The organism is Brachybacterium phenoliresistens (assembly GCF_000576425.1).
GTDB lineage: Bacteria > Actinomycetota > Actinomycetes > Actinomycetales > Dermabacteraceae > Brachybacterium > Brachybacterium phenoliresistens.
Window position 1 is genome coordinate 1 of record NZ_KK069999.1, and the last position, 19,825, is coordinate 19,825.

The window sequence follows — 19,825 nt, forward strand, 5'->3', positions numbered from 1 at the left end:
CCCGCCCGCCGCAGGTGGAACAGAACGCGACGATCCCTGGAACGCGCGGGGGTGGCCTCGGCGCAGCCCGACGGGACGTGGAAGGACGCGGACGGTCCTGATGGAACGCCCCACGGAGCGCTCCCCGGCCCTGGACGGCGCGCTGAGCAGCGACGATCCCGCCGCGGCCGAGTAGGCTCGGCGGATGCGATCCCGAAGCGTCGTTCCCGCCGTCGCGGTCCTGGTCCTCCTGCTCGCCGGATGCTCTGTGGAACCGGAGCCGCCGATGCCGACGCCGTCGTCGCCCCGCGCGACGCCGAGTGCGACCTCCGCGGCGACGGAGGAGCCCCGCACCCTCGAGGAGCTCGCCGATGCCGTGGAGTCCGAGGGGCTCGTCGACACGGCGACCCTCTCCGTGGTGTCCGGGAGCCCGGGCGCGCTCCAGGTCCACCTCGTGTGGGACGAGGTGCCCGGCCCGGACGAGCAGCTCGCCGCGTACCAGGAGGTCGACGACCGCATCGACGAGATCCTCGACGACCGCCCCGAGACGACACAGATCTTTCTCGGCGCCGCCCCGGATTCCGGCCGGTCCCGCGGGGTCGCGACGTCCTACGATCCGGGCCCTGAGCTGCTCCTCTCCCTTCTCGGGACGACAGGCGGCTCCCCCTGCTCAGCGGCAGAGCTGGACCGACGGGACCTGGGCGACGATCCCTCCGCAGAGGTGACCTTCGACTGCACCGTCCAGGCCGACGATCTGGTCGGCCTCGTCTCCTCGTACGACGAGATCACCGCCATCGGGGTCGAGGGAGATGATGTCGAGGTCCGATGGGAGGTGACCGTGGAGGGCTGGACGAGCACCGACGCCCAGCTGCGCGTGGACGCGGGTCCGGTCGAAGGCCGTCAGGAACTGCTGGTGGAGCTCGCGACGATGGCGACGGAGGGCGGCGCCGATCAGGTCAGCCTCGTCGATTCCGGCGACGGCCTCTCGGTCCATGGCTACGTCGATGCCTTCCGGTCACCGCTGTGCGAGGCGATGCTCGAGCAGATCACCGCGGCCGGTGTCGGGGACGCGACCGTGGGCATGCAGCTGCGCGGTGCGAAGCCGGACGCCTGGTCCTGCTCGATCTGATCCCGGACGCGGCGGTTCAGCGCCGCCGGGCGATGAGCAGCCCGTCCCAGCCCTTCACGCCGACGGTCTGCAGGGCCGTCGCCTCGAGCTCGGGATGCTCCGCGATGTCCTGCACGACCTGCCGCACGCCCTGGACCCGCGGGTCCTCGCTGGCGGCGTCGACCACGGCGCCATCGCGCACCACGTTGTCGATGACGATCACCGCGCCCGGGCCGGTCAGGCACAGCGCCGCCGCGAGGTACGCGGGGTTGCCGGGCTTGTCCGCGTCGATGAACACGAGGTCGTAGGGCTCCGCGCCCTCCTCGATCAGGCGCTGCGCCGACTCCGCGGCCGGGCCGATGCGCACCTCGACGCGGTCCGCGACCCCGGCCCGCTCCAGGTTCTCCAGCGCGACGTGGGCGTTCTGCGGCGCCAGCTCGAGGGTGGTCACGTGGCCCTGCGCGCCGACGGCCCGCGCGCACCAGATCGTCGAGTACCCGGCCAGCGTCCCGAACTCGAGCATGCGGCGGGCCCCGGCGATGCCGATGAGCAGGCCCAGCAGCGCGCCCTGGTTGGCGGCGACCTCGGCATTCGGCATGGTCGTGCGGGCACCGGACTCGCGCGCCGCGACCAGGGCCTCGTCCTCCCCCACCAGCGCGTGGGTGAAAAAGGCGTCCACGGCGCGCCAGGCGGGCGCCGAGGCGTAGCGGCTCACCGGGGTCGAGGCGGCGGCGGGCTCGTGATCGGGGGTGACGTCCACAGGGGTCATCCTGGCACGGCCCGCCGCCGCGCCGCCGGTCAGTCGGCGGCGACCATGGCGCGGCGCCAGGCGCGGGGCCCGCCCTCGGGCCGCGCCCCGATCTCGTGCACCACGACGGCGGGCCGCTCCTGCTCGGGGCAGGTCGCGGCCCATCGGCCGTCGGGACCGATCACGCCGCTCGGCGCGTGCGCCGCGCTCGCCGTCGAGGCGCTCCAGCCGATGCTCAGCCCGTGCTGGCGCGCCATGGCCAGCGCCGAGATCACCAGCCCGTAGGAGGCATCCGCATCGGCCGGGGCCTGGCAGGAGACCAGCACCGCGTCGGCCCCGGCGTCCTCGTAGCCGAGGAACACGTCGCCGAACAGGACCTCGAGACCGGAGGCGAGGCCCAGACGGATCCCGCCCACGTCGATCGTGACCTGCGCGTGGCCGCGCTCGTACAGGTGCGCCTCCTTGGTGCGGGACAGGCGCCGCTCGTCGTACTGCGCCTCGATCGCGCCGTCGGGGCCGATGACCAGCAGGCTGCTGCGCGGGCGCGGCGCCTCGGCCGCCCGGGTCTGCACGCCGAGGACGGTGCGCAGGGACAGCTCCCGCGCCCCGCTGCGGATCGCGGCCACGGCGCGGTCGAGCTCGTCCCAGGCCAGACGGGACCAGTCGGCGTCGGTGATCTCCTCGCGGGAGCGGGAGAGCAGCCGCTTGTCGGGGAAGCAGAGCGTCGCCTCGGGCAGCTGGAGCAGGTCCGCGCCCCGGGCGCGGGCCTCCCGCATCAGGGCGAGGACCTCGCGGGCGCCGGCGCGGATCGCGGCGGCATCGGCCGGGTCGGTGCGCAGGGTCGTCTGCGCGACCGCGAGGCGGAGGGAGGGGGCAGGGGTGGTGTCGGTGGTGGGCACGTCGTCTCCTTCGGCGGAGCGGAGGTGCCGGAGGGCAGCCGTGTAGGACTCGCCGGTGCGCGCCATGCGGGCGCGCACGCGCTTCTTGCGTGCTCGATCTGCTGTCATCCGGAACTCCCGCGATGCCCCTGGCCCGCTCCCCAGCAGCCGCGGCCCGAGGCACGGGCGATCCACGACGGCGACCGGAGACAGGGTCCCTCTGCCCCGGCTGCACGCGCGGTGCGGGCCCGTGCTGGGGACGGGCCATCGGGGTTGGGCGTCGGACACGCCATGTCGAGCATAGCGCCGGGCGCGGGCTCCGCGAGGGATCTCAGCGGAGCTCGACGGTGCGTCCCTCGAGGGCGCTGAGGCGGGCGGCGTCGGTGATCTCCACGGTGTGGATCGCCTCGTCGAGGAGGACGGCCAGAGGCGCGCCCTCGGCGACCGAGGCATGCAGACGGCGGTAGAACTCGGCATAGTCGCCCGCAGCGCTGGGCACGGGACGCGCACCGTCCGCCGTGTGCAGGACGCCCCAGCGCTCGGGCTGCTCGCGCCCCCAGTCCGCGGCCGTCGCCGGGTGCTCGCCCCGCAGGATCGCATCGGTCTGCACGTCGCGCATGCGCGAGGTGTACGCCCCCTGCGAGCCCCACAGCACCAGCTCCCGCTCGGCCAGATGGTTGATCTTGCTCGCCGAGACCGTGGAGTGGACGCCGGAGGCGTGGTGCAGGGCCACGACGAAGCCCGCGTCGACCTGGTGCCCCTCGACCTCGACCAGGTCCAGGTGGGCGTCCACCCGCGCGACCGGGCCGAACAGGTGCGTCATCTGGTCGACGAGATGGGAGCCGAGATCGCGCAGCAGCCCGTGCGCGGGGCCGACCTCGAGGGTCCCCGGCTCGTCGAGGTCGAAGCGGTTCACGGCGCGCCAGGGCGTGCCGATCGCCCCGTCCGCGAGCACCTCCGCGGCGGTGCGCAGATCGGTGTCCCAACGGCGGTTGTGGAAGACGGTGAGCAGGCGCCCGGCCTGCTCGGCTGCCGCGGCCATCTCCCGGGCCACCTGCGCATCGGGCGCGAAGGGCTTGTCCGCGACGACGTGCACGCCGCGGGCCAGGGCCCGCAGCACCAGCTCGCGGCGGGTCTGCGGAGGGGTGGTGATGACGACGGCGTCCACGCCGAGGTCGATCAGGGCGTCGAGGTCGTCGACGGCCGGCACGCCCGCCGCCGCGGCGGCCAGCTCGGCGCGACGCTGCGGGGACCGGGTGACGACCCCGGCGATCTCCCAGTCGGGGACGGCCTGGATGTACGGCAGGTGGAACTTCTGGCCGCCGAAGCCGAAGCCGACGAGTCCGATGCGCATGGGGCCCCTCCAGAGACGAGTATTTGTCCGGACATACTAGGGGCGTCGGGGGTGGGACGCCAGAGGCGGCCGCGATCCGGCGCGGAGGGCGCGGCCCGTAGGCTCGTGCCATGGTGCGCATCCTCGTCACCGGCATGTCCGGCACCGGCAAGACGACCCTCCTGACCGAGCTCGCCCGACGCGGCCGCCGCGTGGTGGACACGGACTACGGCGGCTACGTGCTGCCCGAGGGCACCTGGGACGAGCCGCGCATCGCCGCGCTGCTGGCCGCGCACGAGGAGATCGTGGTCCAGGGGACCGTCGAGAACCAGGGCCGGTTCCGCGACCGCTTCGACCACGTCGTCCTGCTCAGCGCGCCGCTCGAGGTCATCCTGGACCGGGTCGCCGCCCGCACCGACAACCCCTACGGCAGCACCCCTGCCGACCGCGCCGAGATCCGGAGCCAGCACGCCGAGGTCGAGCCGCTGCTGCGCCGCAGCGCGGACCTCGAGCTCGACGCCCTGCGCCCCACCGCCGAGCTGGCCGACATCCTCGAGCAGCTCCTGGGATCGGGCCCGCGAACCTCCCGCTGACCGCGCGATTCGCCCCGCACGCGGCCGCGAGGATGCGTACCCTGAGACCACCCGACCGACCCGCCCCACCCGGGAGTGACCATGCCAGCCCCTCGCGACACCAGCGTGATCGTGAGGGCCGCGCGCCTGTACTACGAGCAGGGCCGCTCGCAGACGGAGGTCGCGCGGGAGCTGAACCTGTCCCGCTCGAACGTCTCGCGCATCCTCACGCAGGCCCGCGACCGCGGGATCGTCGAGATCACGATCCACGATCCGGAGGGCCCGCCCCAGCGCGACCAGGTGCTCGAGCTCGCCCTGCGCTCCGCGTTCTCCCTGCGCGAGGCACATGTCGTCGCCGCCTCCCGGGTGGTGGGCATCGAGGTCGTGGCCCGGGAGGGCGCGGCCGTGATCATGGACCGCGCCGCCCAGGTGCGCAGCATCGGCGTGTCCTGGGGGCAGACGGTGCAGGACGTCGTCGCCCACCTCGACGCCCTGCACCTGCGGCCGCCGCCGCGGGTGCTGCCGCTGGTGGGCGGGCACAGCGCGCTGGACCAGCTCGAGTCCGGGGAGTCGGTGCTGCGCGTGCTCGCCTCGCGCCTGGGCGCCCGGCCGGAGACGCTGTACGCCCCGGCGGTGCTCGAGTCCGCGACGACGGTGCGCAGCCTGCGGGCCGAGTCCTCGATCGCCTCGGTGCTGGATGCGGCCGGGAAGGTCGAGCTGGCGATCGTCGGCATCGGCTCGACCGGCTTCCACTCCTCCCCTCATCTGGTGCGGCAGATGAAGCTGTCCGAGAGCGAGCGCATCGCCTTCGAGCAGCAGAACCCCGTCGGCGACGTCTGCGCCCGCTTCGTCGACGCGCACGGCGTGCCGCTGGGCCCGCCCGCGCAGGACCGCGTGCTCGCGGTGACCTTCGAGGAGCTCCAGGCGATCCCCGAGGTGGTGGGCGTGGCCGCCGGCATCGAGAAGGCCCCCGGGGTGATCGGCGTGCTGCGCAGCGGCATCATCGACACGATCGTGCTGGACACCGACCTGGCCCGCGAGGTCCTCGCCCGGGTGTGAGCGCCCGGTCAGCCGGCGAGCCAGGCGCGGGCGCGGGCCTCCAGATCGGCGTCGTCGCGCGCGGCGAGGACCTCGCGGACGGCGGCCTCGTCCTGCAGGCGGGCGATGAGGCTCTGCAGCGCGGCGAGCTGGCTGTGGGCGTCGGCGAGCACCAGCATCACCACCAGCTGCACCTGCACCTCGGCCCCGGACGAGCCCATCTCCCCGAAGGCGACCGGCGCTTGCAGCGTCGCCACCGCAAGCCCGGGGCGCAGCACGTGCTCGGGGTCGGTGTGCGGGATCGCGGCGGGGACGATGGTGGGCAGGCCCGTCGGGTAGGCGGCCTCGCGGGCGAGGACGGCCTCCTCGAAGGAGCCGGTGACCGCGCCGGAGGCCAGGAGCCGGGCCGCGAGCGCGCGCAGCACGCCCTCGGCATCGGCCGCCGCGCAGCCGGCGATGGCCGCCCCGGGCAGGAGCGCGAGCGGGGACGGCACGGGCTCGGGCGCGCCGTCCCCGGCGGAGGCGCTCATGCCGACGGCTCCTGCGACCCGGCCGCGGCCTCGGCGGCCGCGGCGCGATCCCGGCGGGCCATCGCGACGCGGATCGCGAAGACCGCCCCGAGGGAGAGGAGGGCCGCGCCGAGCACGCCCGGAACGCCCAGCCGGGCGGCGGCGAAGAACACCGCGGTGAGCGGGTTGGCGCCGTCCACGATCGAGGAGATCGTCGTCTGCCCCTCCTCGAGCGCGAACCCGGAGGCGACGGCGACCTGCGTGAACGTCGGCGCGATCCAGGTGGCGACGAACAGTCCGGCGCCGATGAGGATCCCGCCGCCGATCACGCTGCGGACGATGTTCCCGCGGAAGATCGGCACCATCACCGCGACCACGAAGGGGATCGTCGCGAGGTCCACCAGCGGCAGCACGCGGTTGCCGGCCGGGGCGAGGGCCACCGCGATGAGCAGCGTGACCGGCACCAGGATCAGCGAGGTCGCGATCACCGAGGGCTGGCCGACGGCGACCGCGGAGTCCAGGCCGATGTAGAAGGTGCGGCCCGGGAAGCGCTTCTGGACGAAGGTGCGCGCCGCCTCGGAGATCGGCATCAGCCCCTCCATGAGGATCGCCACCATCCGCGGCAGCAGGAACATCGCCGCCGCGAGGGAGATCGCCAGGGTGAGGATCGCCGTCGAATCGGCCGCCGGATCGTCGAAGCCGTAGCCGAAGATGCCGATCAGCAGGCCCAGCACCAGGCCCATCATGAGCGACTCCCCGAACATGCCGAAGCGCTTCTGGATCGCCGCCGGGGTCGCGTCCAGCCGGTTCAGCCCCGGGATCGCGTCGAACAGGCGGTTCAGCGGGATGGCGAGCAGGCCGTACGGGGCCGAGGTGCCGTGCGGGAAGGAGATCTCCGGCAGCTGGAAGTACTTCTGGACGATCGGCGCGGTGAGGTCGGCGAAGGCCAGGACCAGGGCGAGGTGGACGGCGGCGCTCAGCAGCCCCAGCAGGAAGCTCTCGGTCACCGCCGCCACGAGCGCCCCGATCAGGGCGCTGTGCCAGTAGTTCCACAGGTCGATGTCGAAGGTCCGCGTCAGCCCGGTGACCAGCAGGATCACGTTCACCAGCAGGCCCAGCGGGATGATCATCGCCCCGATGGCGGAGCCGAAGGCGATGGCGGCCGAGGAGGGCCAGCCGACGTCGACCACGTCGAGGTTCACGCCCAGGCCCTCCGCCATGGCGGTCGCGGCCGGGCCGACCTGGCCGCCCAGCAGCCCGATCACGAGGTTGATGCCGATGAACCCGATGCCGATGGTCACGCCGGCGCGGAAGGACTTCCCCAGCTTCAGCCCGAGGATCAGCCCGAAGATCGTGATGAGGACCGGCAGCACGACGCTCGGTCCCAGTCCGGTGAGATAGCCCGAGATCGGGCCGAGGATGCTCTCCATGATGGCGCTCCTTGGGGCGGCGCTCGTCCTCGAGCGCAGGGGTGAGGGTCCCGCCGGGCAGGCGCCCGCGGGGGCGGGCCGGGCTCGGCCGGTCGATCAGGCGGTCAGGACAGCGCGGAGACGATCTCCGCGAGCGCGGCGTCCTCGCCGATGCCGGTCAGCAGCGGCAGGGCCCGCACCACGGGGACGCCGAGGGTGGCGGGCACCTCAGTGGTGGCGACGATGAGGTCGACCTCGGGCGCGGGGCCCATGAGGTCCATGACCTTGCCCTGGGAGACGTCCGCCTCGATGCCCTGGGCGGCGAGGTGGTCTCGGACCTTCGCGGCGACGACGGTCGAGGTCGCGACGCCGGTTCCGCAGATGATGAGGACCTTCTTCATGGCTGCTCCTGGAGGTCGTGAGGGTCGGGCGGGTGTGTACGAGGGTAGTGCCGGGGCGGGGCGTGCACCTCGGGCGTCCGGGGAGGCGGACGGGCCGGGCTCGTGCTCCGCGGCGGAGCGACCCGGCGCCGGGGGCGGGCACGACCGGTCGTCCAGGAGCCGCGAGCCAGGCGATCGCCTGGCTCGCGGCCCTCAGACCGCCGTCCGTGCACGCCCTCGGCGTCGCCCGTCGCTACAGCGCGAGCCGCAGCGGGTCGTCCAGGAGGTCCTGGATGGTCTGCAGGGCACGGGCGGCATCGGCGCCGTCCGCGACGCGGTGGTCGATGCTCAGGCCGAGCTCGCAGGTCATGCGGGCGCCGAGGGTGCCGTCCGCCTCGACGACGGGGGCGACGCCCACGGTGCCGACGCTGAGCGCCGTCGCCTGCGGCGGGGTGATCAGGGCGTTGAACCGGTCCACGCCCAGCCCGCCCAGGTTGGACAGGGTGCCGGTGGCCGGCCCGAACAGCGACGGGTCGACCTTCCCCTCCTTGGCGGAGGCGCCGATGGCGCGGACCTGAGCGTCCAGCTCCCGCACGCCCAGCTGGTCGGGCTCGCGCAGCACGGGCACCAGCAGCCCGCCGGGGGTGTCGACCGCGAGGACGACGTCCACGGTGGGGTTGCGCCTGACCCCGGTGCCGGCCCACGAGCCGTTCAGCTGCTCGTTCCCGCGCAGGAGCATCGCATAGGCGCGCAGCAGGAGCGTGGTCCAGCTGACGCCCTTCAGCACGCCGGTGCGGGCCCGCGCCGCGACGGACAGGTCCATCCGCCGGAACGCGGTGAACTGCGGGATCAGCGGGGTGGCGGCCATGGCCTGCGCGGTGAGCTGGCGGGTGCGGCGCTCGCGCGCGGTGCCCAGCAGCTCCTCCGGTGCGGCCTCGACCACGGGCGCGGCTGCTGCGGCCGATGCGCCCGAGGCGGGAGCGGGCGTGCCGGCGGCAGGCGCGGCGGCCGCCGGGTCCTGCCGCTGCGCCCCGGAGGCGGTGATCGCCTCCTTGACGTCCTTGACGCGCACCGTCCCGTGCGGGCCGGTCGGGGTGATGGTCCGCAGGTCCAGGCCGTGGTCGCGGGCGAGCTTGCGGGCCAGGGGCACGGACGGCGGCATCGGCCCGTCCGCCGCACCGCCGGCGACCTCCCCGGATCCCGAGGGCCCGGGCGGGGAGTCCGGCGCTGCGCTCGCCCCGGGGTCGGCGGCCGTGTCGATCCCGCCGGAGGCGTCGGCCCCCGCGTCCCCGCCGTCGCCGGAGAACAGGTCCCCGAGCAGGTCGTCCTCCTCGCTGGCGACGATGGCGATGTTCCCGCCGACGGGGACGACGTCCCCCTCGGCGCACAGCAGGGAGGTGACGGTGCCTGCGGCCGGGGACTCGACCTCCATGTCGACCTTGTCGGTCATGACCACGGCGACGACGTCGCCCTTGGCGATCACGTCGCCCTCGGCGACGTGCCATTCGGTGAGGGTGCCCTCCTCCATGGTCATGGACATCTTGGGCATGGTCAGGGGGATGTCGGCCATGGTCACCACTCCCTCACGAGCGCGGTCGCCTCGCGGACGATGTCCCCGACCTGCGGGACGGCGGCCTTCTCGAGGTCGGGGTTGTACGGGATCGGGACGTCGAGGCCGCACAGGCGCCGCACCGGCGCCTGCAGGTGCCCGAAGGCCTCGGACTCGACGATGCTCGCGGAGATCTCCCCCATGAACCCGCCGAAGCGCACGGACTCCTGCACCAGCAGCGCCCGCCCGGTCTTCACGACGGAGGAGACGATCAGCGGCAGGTCCAGCGGCTTGAGGGTGCGGGGGTCGATGACCTCGGCGCTGATGCCGTCGGCGGCGAGCTGCTCGGCCGCCTCGAGGGCGCGCTGCACCTCGACGCCGGTGGCGACGATGGTCAGGTCGCTGCCCTCGCGCTCGATCCGGCCCACGCCCAGGCGGCCCACCGCGAAGGTCTCGGGCACCTCGAAGGACTGCTTGTACAGCAGCTTGTGCTCGAGGACGATCACGGGGTTGGGGTCCTCGAGCGCGGCCAGCAGCAGCTCGGCGGCATCGGTCGCGTTCGAGGGCATGACGACCTTCAGCCCGGGGATGCACGTGAACCAGGCCTCGAGGGACTGGGAGTGCTGGGCGGCGGCGCCGGTGCCGGAGCCGCCGGGGGCGCGGATCACCAGCGGCACGGTCGCCTGCCCGCCGACCATGAAGTGGAGCTTCGCGGCCTGGTTGGCGATCTGGTCCATGGCCTGGGCGGTGAAGTCGGAGAACTGGATCTCGACGATGGGCCGCATGCCGGTGACCGCCGCGCCGACGCCCATGCCGACGATCCCGAGCTCGGAGATCGTCGTGTCGCGCACGCGCTCGGCCCCGAAGCGGTCGATGAGGTCGTTCTCCACGCCGAACGCGCCGCCGTACAGGCCGACGTCCTCGCCCATGAGGAACACCCGCTCGTCGGCCGTCATGGCCAGGGCCATGGCCTCGCGGATCGCCTCGGAGTAGGTCATCTCGCGCATGCTCATCGGGAGGCCTCCTGGAGCCGGGTGTCGGTGGCGTCCACGGCGGAGGGCGCGTAGACGGCGTCGAGAAGGGCGGCGGGATCGGGGTCCTCGCCCTTGGTACCGAAGACGACGGACTCACGGATCGCGTCTCGGGCGGCGGACTGCGCGGCGTCCAGCTGCGCCTGGTCGACCAGGCCGGACTCGAGCAGCCGGTGGGCGAAGGCGGCGATCGGGTCGCGGCCCTTCCACTCGGCGATCTCCTCCTTGCTGCGGTAGCGGTTCTTGTCCGACTTCGAGTGGCCGCGCCAGCGGTAGGTGACGGCCTCGATGAAGCTGGGCCCCTCCCCCGCGCGGGCCCGGTCGATGGCGCGGGCGGTGGCCTCGGCGACCGCGACCACGTCGTTCCCGTCGACGGTCTCGCCGGGGATGCCGTAGCCGGCGGCCTTGGCCGAGAGGTCGACCTTGAAGGCGGACTTCGCGGACATGGACATGCCGTACTGGTTGTTCTCGCACACGAACACCACCGGCAGGTCCCACATCGACGCCAGCGTCAGGGCCTCGTGCCAGGCGCCCTCGCCCACGGCCCCGTCGCCGTGGAAGCACACGGCGACCTTCCCGTTGCCGGTGAGCTGGTTGGTCAGCCCGGCGCCGGCGGCGATGGGCACGCCGCCGGCGACGATGCCGTTGGCGCCGAGGTTCCCGGTGGCGACATCGGCGATGTGCATCGACCCGCCGCGGCCGCGGCAGTAGCCGTTGTCCTTGGCCAGCAGCTCGGCCATCATCCTCCCGAGGTCCGCGCCGCGGGCGATGCAGTGCCCGTGGCCGCGGTGGGTGGAGGTGATCTGGTCGCCCTCGACGAGGTTCAGGCAGGTCCCGGTGGGGATCGCCTCCTCGCCGATGGACAGGTGCATGGTGCCGTGCATCATGCCGCGGCCGTAGAGGTCCTCGACGGCCTCCTCGAACAGGCGGATCCGCCACATGGTGCCGAGGGCCTCGAGCGCGGCCGCGGCGTCCTCGAGGAGCGCGGTGCTCATCGGACCACCCCCGAGCCGATCAGGGCGTCCTGCATGCGGCGCATCGCGACCAGCGGCCGCGACTCGTCCAGCTCGACGTCGGCGTAGGTGAGGGCCTGCCCGGCGGGGACGTCCCGCACCAGGGTGGAGGTCGCGGCGAGCGCGATCGGCAGCAGGTCCGCCTCGCGGGCCTGGCCGGCGTCGTAGGCGGTGCCGTGCAGGTGGTGGCCGCCGATGCCCTCGAGCCGGGTGCCGGCGGCGAGGTCGGACTTCGCCGTCGCGATGACGTCGGCGCTCCAGGTGGTGGAGATGAAGGAGGGCCGGCGGTCCAGCACGGCCTCCCCGATCGACAGGGGCGCCTCGACGGAGGCCAGGTGGTAGGGGCGGTAGATCTGGAAGTAGTCGCCCTCCCCGGGCAGGCGCAGGTAGTGCAGCTCCTCGGTGACCACCGCGTTGTCGCTGCGGGCGATGACGAAGACGCCGGGGGCGACGTCGCCGGTCACGTACTCGACCACGGGCCGCTCGCCCTGGATGATCCCGCCCTCGGAGGCCGGGCGGAGCTTCTTCGCGAGGTCGGCGAGGTCCACGGCCTCGCCGTGCATGCCCGGCTCCTCGATCGCGTAGCCGGTCGCGTTGGCCAGCGCCGCCATCTCGATCTGGGTCTTGGTGCCGTCGGTGAAGGAGCACAGCATCTTGGGGTTCATGCCCTTGCGCTTCGCCTCCTCCTCGACGTCCTCGGGGACGTCCGTGGGCCGCATCGGATTGTTCTTGCCCTTGCCGGCGACGACCACCTCGAGGCCCAGGTCCTGGGCGTACTCGACGAGCTTGACGCACTCGACGGGCTCGTCGCCGCGGCACACCGTGTAGACGGCGTCGCCGGCGGCGGCCATGCGGGACAGCAGCAGGCCGACGGTCACATCGGCCTCCACGGTCATCAGGGCGACGTCGGTGCCGGCGAGCACGCAGGACAGCGCCACCTGGGCGGCGACGTCGGGGATGCCGGAGACCTCCACGACGATGTCCAGCGGCAGCTCGGCCAGGCGCAGCCCGTCGTCCAGGACGGCGGCCTGCCCGGCCTCGATGACGCGGGCGGCCTCCTCGATCGAGGCGGCGCGGACCACGTCGGTGCGGCCGGCCGCGGCGAGCGCCTGCTCGGCCCGCTCGACGGCGACGTCGGCCACGGCGGCGACCTCCATGCCGCGGGCGCGATGGACCTGGGCGACCAGGCCCGATCCCATCTGCCCGGCGCCGACGACGCCGACGCGGACGGGGCGGCCGAGGGCGGCCTCGCGCTCGGCCAGACGCTGTGAGTAGCTCATGCTGCGGATCCTTTCGGGGTGGTCGCGGCGGGATGCGACCGGCGGGCGGACCGGGCGGTCTCGCGGTACTGGGTGGTGGCCTGCTGGAGGGCCTCCTCCATCCACCGGCTGGTGGCGCGGGAGGGGGCGGCCTTCAGCGGGCCCTCGAGGAACTCGGCGCGGCGGAACCGCGCCAGGACGGTCGAGCCCTGCATGGTGCGGGCCTCGAGGATGCGCCGGGTGGTGGTGTCCACCGCGAGGATGACGACGCATCCGCGCAGGAATCCCTTGCCGCGCCCGGAGACGACGACCACGCCCGTGCGGTCGTGGGCGAGGGCCACCGCGCGCACGGTGCGGGAGTAGGCGCGGTGCTGGAGGTAGCTGAACGCGAACGACAGGAGGATCGCGGCGATCAGCAGGACGACGAATCCGAGCTGGTCCATGGGGTGCTCCTCGGGTCAGCCGCCGGCGCGGACGGTGATCCGCGCGCCGGTCTGCGGGGCGGGAGCGGGGCCGGTGACGTGCACGGCGCCGGGCAGCAGCTTCTGCTCCCCCGCGTCGACGTACAGCACCAGGTGCCCCAGCTCCCGCATGTTGCCGGAGGCCTGCTCGCCGATCTGCTCCACCCGGTACTCCGCGGGGCCGATGGCGATCACGTCGCCGGGCTCGATGTCGCGGGCGAGCTCGCCGGTATGGGCGTGGACGACGCTGACGTCGGCCAGGGCCGGCGGCACCGGCTCGCCGAACAGGATGATCACCCCGGCCTCGAACATGCCGGGGGCATCGGCGCCGATGCCGGTGACGGTCGAGGTGTACAGCTCGGTGGTCATGAGGGGGCCTTTCAGTTGACGAGGAAGCCGGCGAGGTAGGCGATGACGACGGCGATCGGCGAGGTGATCAGGCGGGAGAAGAGCACGGCGGGCACGCCGATGGCGACCGTCTCCGCCTTCGCCTCCCCGAGGGACAGGCCGACGGGGATGAAGTCGCAGCCCACCTGGCCGTTGATCGCGAACAGGGTCGGCAGCGCGTACTGCACGGGCAGGTTCCCGGCGCCGATCTGCGTGCCCATGAGCACGCCGACGACCTGGGCGATCGCGGCGCCCGGCCCGAGGATCGGGGACAGGATCGGGATGGCGGTGATGACGCCCAGCAGCACCAGGCCGATGGGGTTCTGCACCAGCGGGGTGACGCCCTTGGCGATCGCCTCGGAGATCCCGGTGTAGGTGACGATGCCGATCAGCAGCGACACGTACGCCATGAACGGGATGATCGTCTGCAGGCACAGCTGGATGGCCTGGCGCCCGGAGGACAGCAGGGTGTTGATGAAGTAGCCGATCGCGCCGCCGAACTTCACGACGATCCCGGAGAACCCGCCCATGCCGCCGCCGGCCATGGCGGCGCCGGTCGCCTCGATGCGCTCCTGCTTGGTGGGCAGGGCCGTCGGGGCGCCCGCGGCCGTCGCCCCGGCGGCCGATGCCCCCGCGGCGGGGGCCGCCGCGGCGGCGTCCTCATCGGCCGGCAGCACGTCCTCGACCCCGACGGCGGAGACGAAGATGTCCTCGGTGATGAACTGCGCGAGCGGACCGGAGGGCTCGCCCGGGTAGACGTCGACGGTGGGGATGCGCTTGCGGGGGTAGACGCCGATGCGGGCGGTGCCGCCGCAGTTGATGACCGCGCACATCACGCGCTCGTCGTCGATGTGGTTGGTGAAGCCGTCGACCGCGGTGGCGCCGGTGAGCTCGGCGATCCTCGCGGCGACGGGGTGGATCCCGCCGCTGGTCACGGACAGGACGATGTCCTTGCCCTCGGTCGGGGTGAGGGTGAGGCCGGGGCCCCAGCCGCCGCGTCCGTGGCGGACGCGCACGCTGCCTGCGCTCATCGGGAGCCTCCCTGGATGCGGCCGTCCTGGTAGTCGGCGTCGAACTGGGCGAAGGTCGCGCGGTGCTGCGGGTCGCGGCGGATCATCACGGCGGTGATCCACTGGGTGACCATGCCGCGGATGAGGATCACGATGATGCCGACGAGGAAGTACAGGACGGCGAGCTTCGTGTAGGCCCCCGGGTTCACCGCGAGGACGCCGGCGCTGACGCCGGTCCACACGAAGATCTCCCCGGCGTTGGCGTGCGGGAAGAAGCTCGTCACCGGGTGCACGAAGGAGACGGCGGAGTCGTAGAAGGCGGGCTTGTACCGCTCGGGCAGGAAGCGCCCGAAGGTGTAGGCCATGGGGTTGGTGAGCATGATGACCGCGAGGATCGGCATCAGCGTGTAGCGGGTCAGGGCGTACTTCCCCGACCACTGCACGGCGCGGGTCACGCGGTCCTCGCCGATCCACGTGGTCACCGCGTACATCGCGGTGAGCAGGACGATCAGCAGCGGGAGGACCCCGGTCACGAGGCCCATGAAGCTGTCTGCGGAGGCCTGGAACAGGCCGATGAAGTGCTCGGCGACCCAGGTGACGGCCTTCATCACCGGGTTGTCCGCGCCGACGGCGGGCGCTGCGGGCTCGGCGAGGATCAGGCCGTCGGCCTTCTCCAGGGCGCCGGTCCCGAGCGGGACGGAGCGAGTCATGGTGAATCTCCTTCGATCCACGGGCGGCGCCGGCGGCGCCTCGGACAGGGCGGTGGTGCGGTGGTGCGCGGGCGGGTCGGGCCCGACGCTGGGCACGAACGGTCGTCACATCTGTGATAACCAGAAGCACACCTGTGTACTCGTGCGGTGACATCGTGCCCTCCGGCACAGCGGGCGCGCAAGTCCCTCCCCGGGGGTAATCCGGGAAACGCACAGGTGTGCACATGCGGAAGGGCCCGCCTCCTGCGCGGTGCAGGAGGCGGGCCCGGTCGGGAGGCGAGGAGCGGGTCAGCGCTCCAGGGCGGGATGGCCGGCGCGGCCGCTCGCCGCGGCGAGGGCGTCGCGCACGGCGTGGTAGGCCGGCTTGCGGGTGTAGTCCTCCCACATCACCGTCGCCGCCCCCTGGCCCTCGAAGGTGACCGGCACCCACGAGTAGGTGTCCACGAAGCCCCACAGCGTCAGGGACTCGCAGCCCTCGACGGACAGCGCGGCCTCGGTCACGCGCCGGTAGTACTCGGCCTGCTTCTCGAGCTGCTCCGGGGTGGGCTCCGCGCCGTCGGGCAGGTCCATGCGCACGTCGAGCTCGGTGACGGCGGTCCGCAGCCCCAGGTCCGCGAAGCGCTGGAGGTTGTCGGCCAGGTCGCCGGGGAACCCGTAGCGGGTCGAGAGGTGGCCCTGCGTGGAGAAGCCGTCGACCGGCACGCCGTCGGCCAGCAGCTCCTGGATCAGCGCGTAGTAGGCGTCGGACTTGGGGTTGATGCCGTCGACGTTGTAGTCGTTGAAGAAGAGCTGGGCCTGCGGATCGGCGGCGCGCGCCCAGCGGAAGGCATCGGCCACGATCCCGATGCCCAGCTCGCGGATCCAGATGTTCTGCTCCTCGCGCAGCCGGGCGTCGTCGTCGAAGATCTCGTTGGCGACGTCCCACTGGTGGATGCGCCCCGCGTACCGGCCGACGACGGTCTCGATGTGCTCCTTCAGCAGGGCCCGCAGCTCGTCCGCGGAGAATCCGCCCTGCTCGAGCCACTCCGGGTTCTGGTTGTGCCACAGCAGGGTGTGCCCGCGCACGACCTGGCCGTGCTCGGCGGCGAAGTCCATGATCGCGTCGGCCTCGTCGAAGCGGAACGTCTCGCGGTCCGGCCGCAGGAAGTCCCACTTCATCTGGTTCTCCGCCGACAGCGAGGTGAACTCGCGCCCCAGGAGCTCGCGGTAGGTCGCATCGTCGGTGAACGGCGGCGGGTAGTCCTGGCTGTCGTGGTGCCCGCCGCCGGCGACGGCGGTGCCGATCCAGATCGCCGACCCCGCCGCGAACGCCAGGGTGTCCTTCTTCGCCAGCCCCGGCGCGGTGCCCCGGCCGGGCGCCGCGTCGCCCCCGCCCGGGGCGGCGGCCGCCGAGCCGGCGACCAGCGTCCCTCCGGCGATCGTTCCGGCGGTGACCGCCGCGGCGGTGAGGATCTCGCGTCGCATCATGTCGTCTCCTTCGACTCGGGGCAGGCCCCTTCGGGCCGATGCGCTGCGCGGCGTCGCCGGGCCGGGACGTCCTCCATGACGTCCCTCGCGCCCGCTCCCGCCGCGAAACTTTTCGGGAACTTTTATGTCCGGGAGGAGCCTAGAGTGACCCGGCCCACGCGTCAAGGCGCGCACGACCACGCGCCGGACGGACGCCTCGCGACCTCGCGACCCGTCGCGCACCCCGGCGCTGAGGGAGAGCCCGAGGTGCAGCTCGGGCGATCGGAGACGGCGGCGCCCGCGCCCGCTCCAGGGTGAGACGGATGATCGTGTCCGCGCCCTGGAGGAATTGCAGGCCCCTGTTCCACGGAAAGCGATGTCCTGGAACAGGGGCCTGCAATTCCTCGAGTCTCGCGGTCGCCCTCCCCGACCGCGGCATCGCCTCGCCGCGACCCGCACACCCACCGCGCGAACGAGGGCGCGCATCGCGCGCGCCGGCGGGTCGGCGCGGCCCGGCCTCAGAGCTCCGGAGGGATCTCGAAGGGGCCGATGCCCAGGGGACGGGAGCCGGGATCAGCCAGGAGCCACGCCGCCACGCCTGCGGGGTGCACTTCGTAGGAGGGCAGGTCGCGGATCGGCAGCCAGGCGGTCCCGACCTGGGCGCCGTCGGGCGCACTGCCGAGCCCGGGCTCCTCCCCGGCCTCGAGCTCCGCCCAGAACGCGACGTTGACCTGCTGGAACGTGAGGTGCGTGCGGTCCGGCGCCCAGGTGCGCACCTCGTACACCAGCGCCGCCCCGTGGACCCGGACCCGGGCGCCGATCTCCTCGAGGCACTCGCGGCGCAGCGCCTCCTCCTGGGTCTCCCCGAACTCGTGGCCGCCGCCGGGCAGGTCGAAGATCTCGCGCTCGCGCCCGTCGGCGCCGCGGACGCGGGACCGGTTCATGAGGATCGCCCCGTCGCGGACGATCATCGCCTTCACCGCCGCCCGCGGCGTCCGCCCGGGGCCGCTGGTCACGGGGTCAGCGCCCCTGGTGGCCGCCGAAGACGGACGGGTCCGGGCCCTGGCGGCCGGCCTCGCCCCGGTGGAGGGCGGTGATCGCCGTGACCTCCTCGGAGGTCAGCTCGACCTCGAGGCTCGCGAGGTTCTGGGCGATGCGCTCGGGGGTGACGGACTTGGGGATGACGACGTTGCCCAGCGCCAGGTTCCAGGCGAGGACGACCTGCGCGGTCGTCGCGCCGTGCGCGGCGGCGATGTCCTCGACGACGGGGTCGGTGAGCTCGCCGCCGCCCTGGCCCAGCGGGGACCAGGACTCGGTGACGATGCCCTTGTCGGCGTGGAGGGCGCGCAGCTCGGGCTGGGCGAAGTACGGGTGCAGCTCGATCTGGTTGAGGACGGGCAGCACGCCGGTCTCCGCCTCGAGCAGCGCGAGGTCCTCGGCGCGGAAGTTCGAGACGCCGATGGAGCGGATGCGGCCCTGCTCCTGCAGCTCGACGAGCGTCCTCCAGGTCTCCACGGCCAGGCCCACGCCCGGCGCGGGCCAGTGGATGAGGTACAGGTCCAGCTCCTCGAGGCCGAGGTCGGCCATGGTCGCGTCGAAGGAGGCGAGGGTGGCCTCGCGGCCCTGGTCCTGGTTGGGGACCTTGCTGGTCACGAAGATCTCGTCGCGCGGGATGTCGGTGGCGGCGAGCGCCGCGCCCACGCCCTTCTCGTTGTTGTAGCCGCGGGCGGTGTCGATGTGGCGGTAGCCGGCCTCGAGCGCGTGACCGACGACCTCGGCCGTCTCCTCCGGGCCGACCTGCCAGACGCCGAAGCCGAGCTGCGGGATGGAACGGCCGTCGTGGAAGGTGATCGCGGGCGTGCTGGGCATGATGCTCCTCGGGGACGGGCCGCGGCCGGGCGCCGCGGCTGCACGGACCCGGTCAGGCTATCGCTTTCCCATCGGCCGATGAAGACCTGCGCGGGCGGCCCGCGACCGGGGGCGGGCGCCCCGGCGTATCGTGGACCGACGTGACGAGCACTCCCCCGCAGACCCCTCCCCTCCCCGTCGGCATCCCGGCCCCCGCCCCGCTGCACGCCCCGCGCTGGGCGCTCCCGGCGGCCGTGGTCGGCGGCGTGATGGGGGCGCTGCAGTCCCGCATCAACGCCGATCTCGCGGCGGAGCTCGAGGACGGCTTCACCGCCGCCGCGATCTCCTTCGGCAGCGGGCTGGTGATCATCCTGCTGCTGCTCGTGGTGATGCCGCGCGTGCGCGAGCTCTCGCGCGGGTTCTGGCGCGACCTGCGCTCGGGCGGCTTCCCCTGGCCGCTCGCGCTGGGCGGCCTGGGCGGGGCGACCTTCGTGCTCGGCCAGGGCCTGAGCGTCGGCCTGATCGGCGTGGCGCTGTTCATCGTCTGCGTCGTCGCCGGCCAGACGGTGACGGGCCTGGTGGTGGACCGGGTGGGGCTGGGCCCCGGCGGGGTGCGGCACCTGACGCCCACCCGCGTGGTCGGCGCGATCATGATGGTCGCCTCGGTGGCCCTGGCGATGTCCGGCGGCATCGCCACCGAGGCCCCGTGGTACCTGCTCGCGCTGCCGATGGTCGCGGGCGTGGCGATGGGCCTGCAGCAGGCCGTCAACGGCCGCGTCTCCCAGCACAGCGGCCACTTCATGGTCGCGACCCTGGGCAACTTCATCGTCGGCACCACCGCGCTGGTGCTCGCCGCAGGAATCCATGCCCTCGTGGTCGGCGCCCCGCAGCCGCTGCCGACGAACCCGCTGCTGTACTGCGGCGGCGCGATCGGCGTCGTCTTCATCGCGATGGCCGCGCACCTGGCCGGGCCGCTGGGCGTGCTGACGCTGGCGATGGCCACGATCTCGGGGCAGATCATCGGCTCCGTGGCGCTGGACGCGCTGGGCGGGCAGGGCCACCTGACCCCGGCGACCATCGGCGGCGCGGTGCTGACGCTGCTCGCGGCGCTGGTGACCGCGGGCCTGCGCCGCCGGAGGCCCGCCGCGGCCTGACGC

21 protein-coding genes are annotated in these 19,825 nt (G+C 73.5%); 4 read left to right on the forward strand and 17 right to left on the reverse strand.

Going from position 1 to position 19,825, the window contains the following annotated elements:
• The first annotated feature begins 184 nt into the window (after nucleotides 1–184).
• Entirely contained in the window at nucleotides 185–1,108 is a 924-nt protein-coding gene (locus BF93_RS13405) for a hypothetical protein (RefSeq protein ID WP_156954148.1), read from the forward strand.
• A gap of 16 nt (nucleotides 1,109–1,124) precedes the next feature.
• Here BF93_RS13405 and BF93_RS13410 read toward each other — a convergent pair whose 3' ends face one another.
• From BF93_RS13410 to BF93_RS13420, 3 genes are all read right to left on the reverse strand, one after another.
• Nucleotides 1,125–1,847, reverse strand: a complete 723-nt coding sequence (locus BF93_RS13410) for an O-methyltransferase (RefSeq protein ID WP_332248919.1) — start codon at nucleotides 1,845–1,847, stop codon at nucleotides 1,125–1,127.
• 38 nt (nucleotides 1,848–1,885) lie between these two features.
• Nucleotides 1,886–2,734: a carbon-nitrogen hydrolase family protein gene (locus BF93_RS13415; protein ID WP_198025436.1), complete on the reverse strand. Its 849-nt coding sequence runs from the start codon at nucleotides 2,732–2,734 to the stop codon at nucleotides 1,886–1,888.
• 310 nt (nucleotides 2,735–3,044) lie between these two features.
• Complete coding sequence (locus BF93_RS13420; RefSeq protein WP_038373341.1) at nucleotides 3,045–4,067, reverse strand: Gfo/Idh/MocA family protein; 1,023 nt, start codon at nucleotides 4,065–4,067, stop codon at nucleotides 3,045–3,047.
• Nucleotides 4,068–4,177: 110 nt separating this feature from the next.
• Between BF93_RS13420 and BF93_RS13425 the strand changes: the two genes are divergently transcribed.
• Together BF93_RS13425 and BF93_RS13430 are read left to right on the forward strand one after the other, a co-directional pair.
• Nucleotides 4,178–4,639: an AAA family ATPase gene (locus tag BF93_RS13425; protein ID WP_038373342.1), complete on the forward strand. Its 462-nt coding sequence runs from the start codon at nucleotides 4,178–4,180 to the stop codon at nucleotides 4,637–4,639.
• 81 nt (nucleotides 4,640–4,720) lie between these two features.
• Nucleotides 4,721–5,677 carry a sugar-binding transcriptional regulator gene (locus BF93_RS13430; RefSeq protein ID WP_038373343.1) on the forward strand — a complete coding sequence of 319 codons (957 nt, stop codon included), beginning with the start codon at nucleotides 4,721–4,723 and terminating at the stop codon, nucleotides 5,675–5,677.
• Between the two features lie 8 nt (nucleotides 5,678–5,685).
• Here BF93_RS13430 and BF93_RS13435 read toward each other — a convergent pair whose 3' ends face one another.
• The 14 genes from BF93_RS13435 to BF93_RS13500 all read right to left on the reverse strand — a co-directional run bounded on the left by BF93_RS13435 (nucleotide 5,686) and on the right by BF93_RS13500 (nucleotide 18,689).
• Nucleotides 5,686–6,186 (reverse strand): PTS sugar transporter subunit IIA, encoded by a 501-nt coding sequence (locus tag BF93_RS13435; RefSeq protein ID WP_051486959.1) that lies wholly within the window; start codon nucleotides 6,184–6,186, stop codon nucleotides 5,686–5,688.
• Nucleotides 6,183–7,595 carry a PTS galactitol transporter subunit IIC gene (locus BF93_RS13440; RefSeq protein WP_051486960.1) on the reverse strand — a complete coding sequence of 471 codons (1,413 nt, stop codon included), beginning with the start codon at nucleotides 7,593–7,595 and terminating at the stop codon, nucleotides 6,183–6,185. Before BF93_RS13440 ends, BF93_RS13435 begins: the two co-directional genes overlap by 4 nt.
• Before the next feature lie 104 nt (nucleotides 7,596–7,699).
• The gene (locus BF93_RS13445; protein ID WP_038373344.1) at nucleotides 7,700–7,975 is read right to left on the reverse strand and encodes a PTS sugar transporter subunit IIB; all 276 of its coding nucleotides are present in this window, start codon (nucleotides 7,973–7,975) and stop codon (nucleotides 7,700–7,702) included.
• A gap of 232 nt (nucleotides 7,976–8,207) precedes the next feature.
• Complete coding sequence (locus tag BF93_RS13450) at nucleotides 8,208–9,524, reverse strand: dihydrolipoamide acetyltransferase family protein (protein ID WP_038373345.1); 1,317 nt, start codon at nucleotides 9,522–9,524, stop codon at nucleotides 8,208–8,210.
• 2 nt (nucleotides 9,525–9,526) lie between these two features.
• Entirely contained in the window at nucleotides 9,527–10,516 is a 990-nt protein-coding gene (locus BF93_RS13455; protein WP_038373347.1) for an alpha-ketoacid dehydrogenase subunit beta, read from the reverse strand.
• On the reverse strand, nucleotides 10,513–11,529 hold the full coding sequence (locus BF93_RS13460; protein ID WP_051486961.1) for a thiamine pyrophosphate-dependent dehydrogenase E1 component subunit alpha: 1,017 nt from the start codon (nucleotides 11,527–11,529) through the stop codon (nucleotides 10,513–10,515). Before BF93_RS13460 ends, BF93_RS13455 begins: the two co-directional genes overlap by 4 nt.
• Nucleotides 11,526–12,827 (reverse strand): NAD(P)H-dependent oxidoreductase, encoded by a 1,302-nt coding sequence (locus tag BF93_RS13465; protein WP_038373349.1) that lies wholly within the window; start codon nucleotides 12,825–12,827, stop codon nucleotides 11,526–11,528. Before BF93_RS13465 ends, BF93_RS13460 begins: the two co-directional genes overlap by 4 nt.
• The gene (locus BF93_RS13470; RefSeq protein WP_051486962.1) at nucleotides 12,824–13,249 is read right to left on the reverse strand and encodes a transcriptional regulator GutM; all 426 of its coding nucleotides are present in this window, start codon (nucleotides 13,247–13,249) and stop codon (nucleotides 12,824–12,826) included. The genes BF93_RS13465 and BF93_RS13470 overlap by 4 nt, the downstream gene beginning before the upstream one ends.
• A gap of 15 nt (nucleotides 13,250–13,264) precedes the next feature.
• Nucleotides 13,265–13,636 (reverse strand): PTS glucitol/sorbitol transporter subunit IIA, encoded by a 372-nt coding sequence (locus BF93_RS13475; RefSeq protein ID WP_038373350.1) that lies wholly within the window; start codon nucleotides 13,634–13,636, stop codon nucleotides 13,265–13,267.
• A gap of 11 nt (nucleotides 13,637–13,647) precedes the next feature.
• The gene (srlE, locus tag BF93_RS13480; RefSeq protein WP_038373351.1) at nucleotides 13,648–14,685 is read right to left on the reverse strand and encodes a PTS glucitol/sorbitol transporter subunit IIB; all 1,038 of its coding nucleotides are present in this window, start codon (nucleotides 14,683–14,685) and stop codon (nucleotides 13,648–13,650) included.
• Nucleotides 14,682–15,374, reverse strand: a complete 693-nt coding sequence (srlA, locus tag BF93_RS13485; RefSeq protein WP_232226426.1) for a PTS glucitol/sorbitol transporter subunit IIC — start codon at nucleotides 15,372–15,374, stop codon at nucleotides 14,682–14,684. Before srlA ends, srlE begins: the two co-directional genes overlap by 4 nt.
• A gap of 288 nt (nucleotides 15,375–15,662) precedes the next feature.
• Nucleotides 15,663–16,841 (reverse strand): endo-1,4-beta-xylanase, encoded by a 1,179-nt coding sequence (locus BF93_RS13490; RefSeq protein ID WP_038373352.1) that lies wholly within the window; start codon nucleotides 16,839–16,841, stop codon nucleotides 15,663–15,665.
• Nucleotides 16,842–17,338: 497 nt separating this feature from the next.
• The gene (locus BF93_RS13495; RefSeq protein WP_232226428.1) at nucleotides 17,339–17,836 is read right to left on the reverse strand and encodes an NUDIX domain-containing protein; all 498 of its coding nucleotides are present in this window, start codon (nucleotides 17,834–17,836) and stop codon (nucleotides 17,339–17,341) included.
• A gap of 4 nt (nucleotides 17,837–17,840) precedes the next feature.
• Entirely contained in the window at nucleotides 17,841–18,689 is an 849-nt protein-coding gene (locus tag BF93_RS13500) for an aldo/keto reductase (protein ID WP_038373353.1), read from the reverse strand.
• Nucleotides 18,690–18,829: 140 nt separating this feature from the next.
• Between BF93_RS13500 and BF93_RS13505 the strand changes: the two genes are divergently transcribed.
• Nucleotides 18,830–19,822, forward strand: a complete 993-nt coding sequence (locus BF93_RS13505) for a DMT family transporter (RefSeq protein ID WP_232226429.1) — start codon at nucleotides 18,830–18,832, stop codon at nucleotides 19,820–19,822.
• The last annotated feature ends 3 nt before the right edge of the window (nucleotides 19,823–19,825 follow it).

Coding starts and splice junctions, on each gene's coding strand:
- BF93_RS13405 (WP_156954148.1), top strand. CDS start 185: ATGCGATCCCGAAGCGTCGTTCCCGCCGTCGCGGTCCTGGTCCTCCTG.
- BF93_RS13420 (WP_038373341.1), bottom strand. CDS start 4,067: ATGCGCATCGGACTCGTCGGCTTCGGCTTCGGCGGCCAGAAGTTCCAC.
- BF93_RS13425 (WP_038373342.1), top strand. CDS start 4,178: ATGGTGCGCATCCTCGTCACCGGCATGTCCGGCACCGGCAAGACGACC.
- BF93_RS13430 (WP_038373343.1), top strand. CDS start 4,721: ATGCCAGCCCCTCGCGACACCAGCGTGATCGTGAGGGCCGCGCGCCTG.
- BF93_RS13435 (WP_051486959.1), bottom strand. CDS start 6,186: ATGAGCGCCTCCGCCGGGGACGGCGCGCCCGAGCCCGTGCCGTCCCCG.
- BF93_RS13440 (WP_051486960.1), bottom strand. CDS start 7,595: ATGGAGAGCATCCTCGGCCCGATCTCGGGCTATCTCACCGGACTGGGA.
- BF93_RS13445 (WP_038373344.1), bottom strand. CDS start 7,975: ATGAAGAAGGTCCTCATCATCTGCGGAACCGGCGTCGCGACCTCGACC.
- BF93_RS13450 (WP_038373345.1), bottom strand. CDS start 9,524: ATGGCCGACATCCCCCTGACCATGCCCAAGATGTCCATGACCATGGAG.
- BF93_RS13455 (WP_038373347.1), bottom strand. CDS start 10,516: ATGAGCATGCGCGAGATGACCTACTCCGAGGCGATCCGCGAGGCCATG.
- BF93_RS13460 (WP_051486961.1), bottom strand. CDS start 11,529: ATGAGCACCGCGCTCCTCGAGGACGCCGCGGCCGCGCTCGAGGCCCTC.
- BF93_RS13465 (WP_038373349.1), bottom strand. CDS start 12,827: ATGAGCTACTCACAGCGTCTGGCCGAGCGCGAGGCCGCCCTCGGCCGC.
- BF93_RS13470 (WP_051486962.1), bottom strand. CDS start 13,249: ATGGACCAGCTCGGATTCGTCGTCCTGCTGATCGCCGCGATCCTCCTG.
- BF93_RS13475 (WP_038373350.1), bottom strand. CDS start 13,636: ATGACCACCGAGCTGTACACCTCGACCGTCACCGGCATCGGCGCCGAT.
- srlE (WP_038373351.1), bottom strand. CDS start 14,685: ATGAGCGCAGGCAGCGTGCGCGTCCGCCACGGACGCGGCGGCTGGGGC.
- srlA (WP_232226426.1), bottom strand. CDS start 15,374: ATGACTCGCTCCGTCCCGCTCGGGACCGGCGCCCTGGAGAAGGCCGAC.
- BF93_RS13490 (WP_038373352.1), bottom strand. CDS start 16,841: ATGATGCGACGCGAGATCCTCACCGCCGCGGCGGTCACCGCCGGAACG.
- BF93_RS13500 (WP_038373353.1), bottom strand. CDS start 18,689: ATGCCCAGCACGCCCGCGATCACCTTCCACGACGGCCGTTCCATCCCG.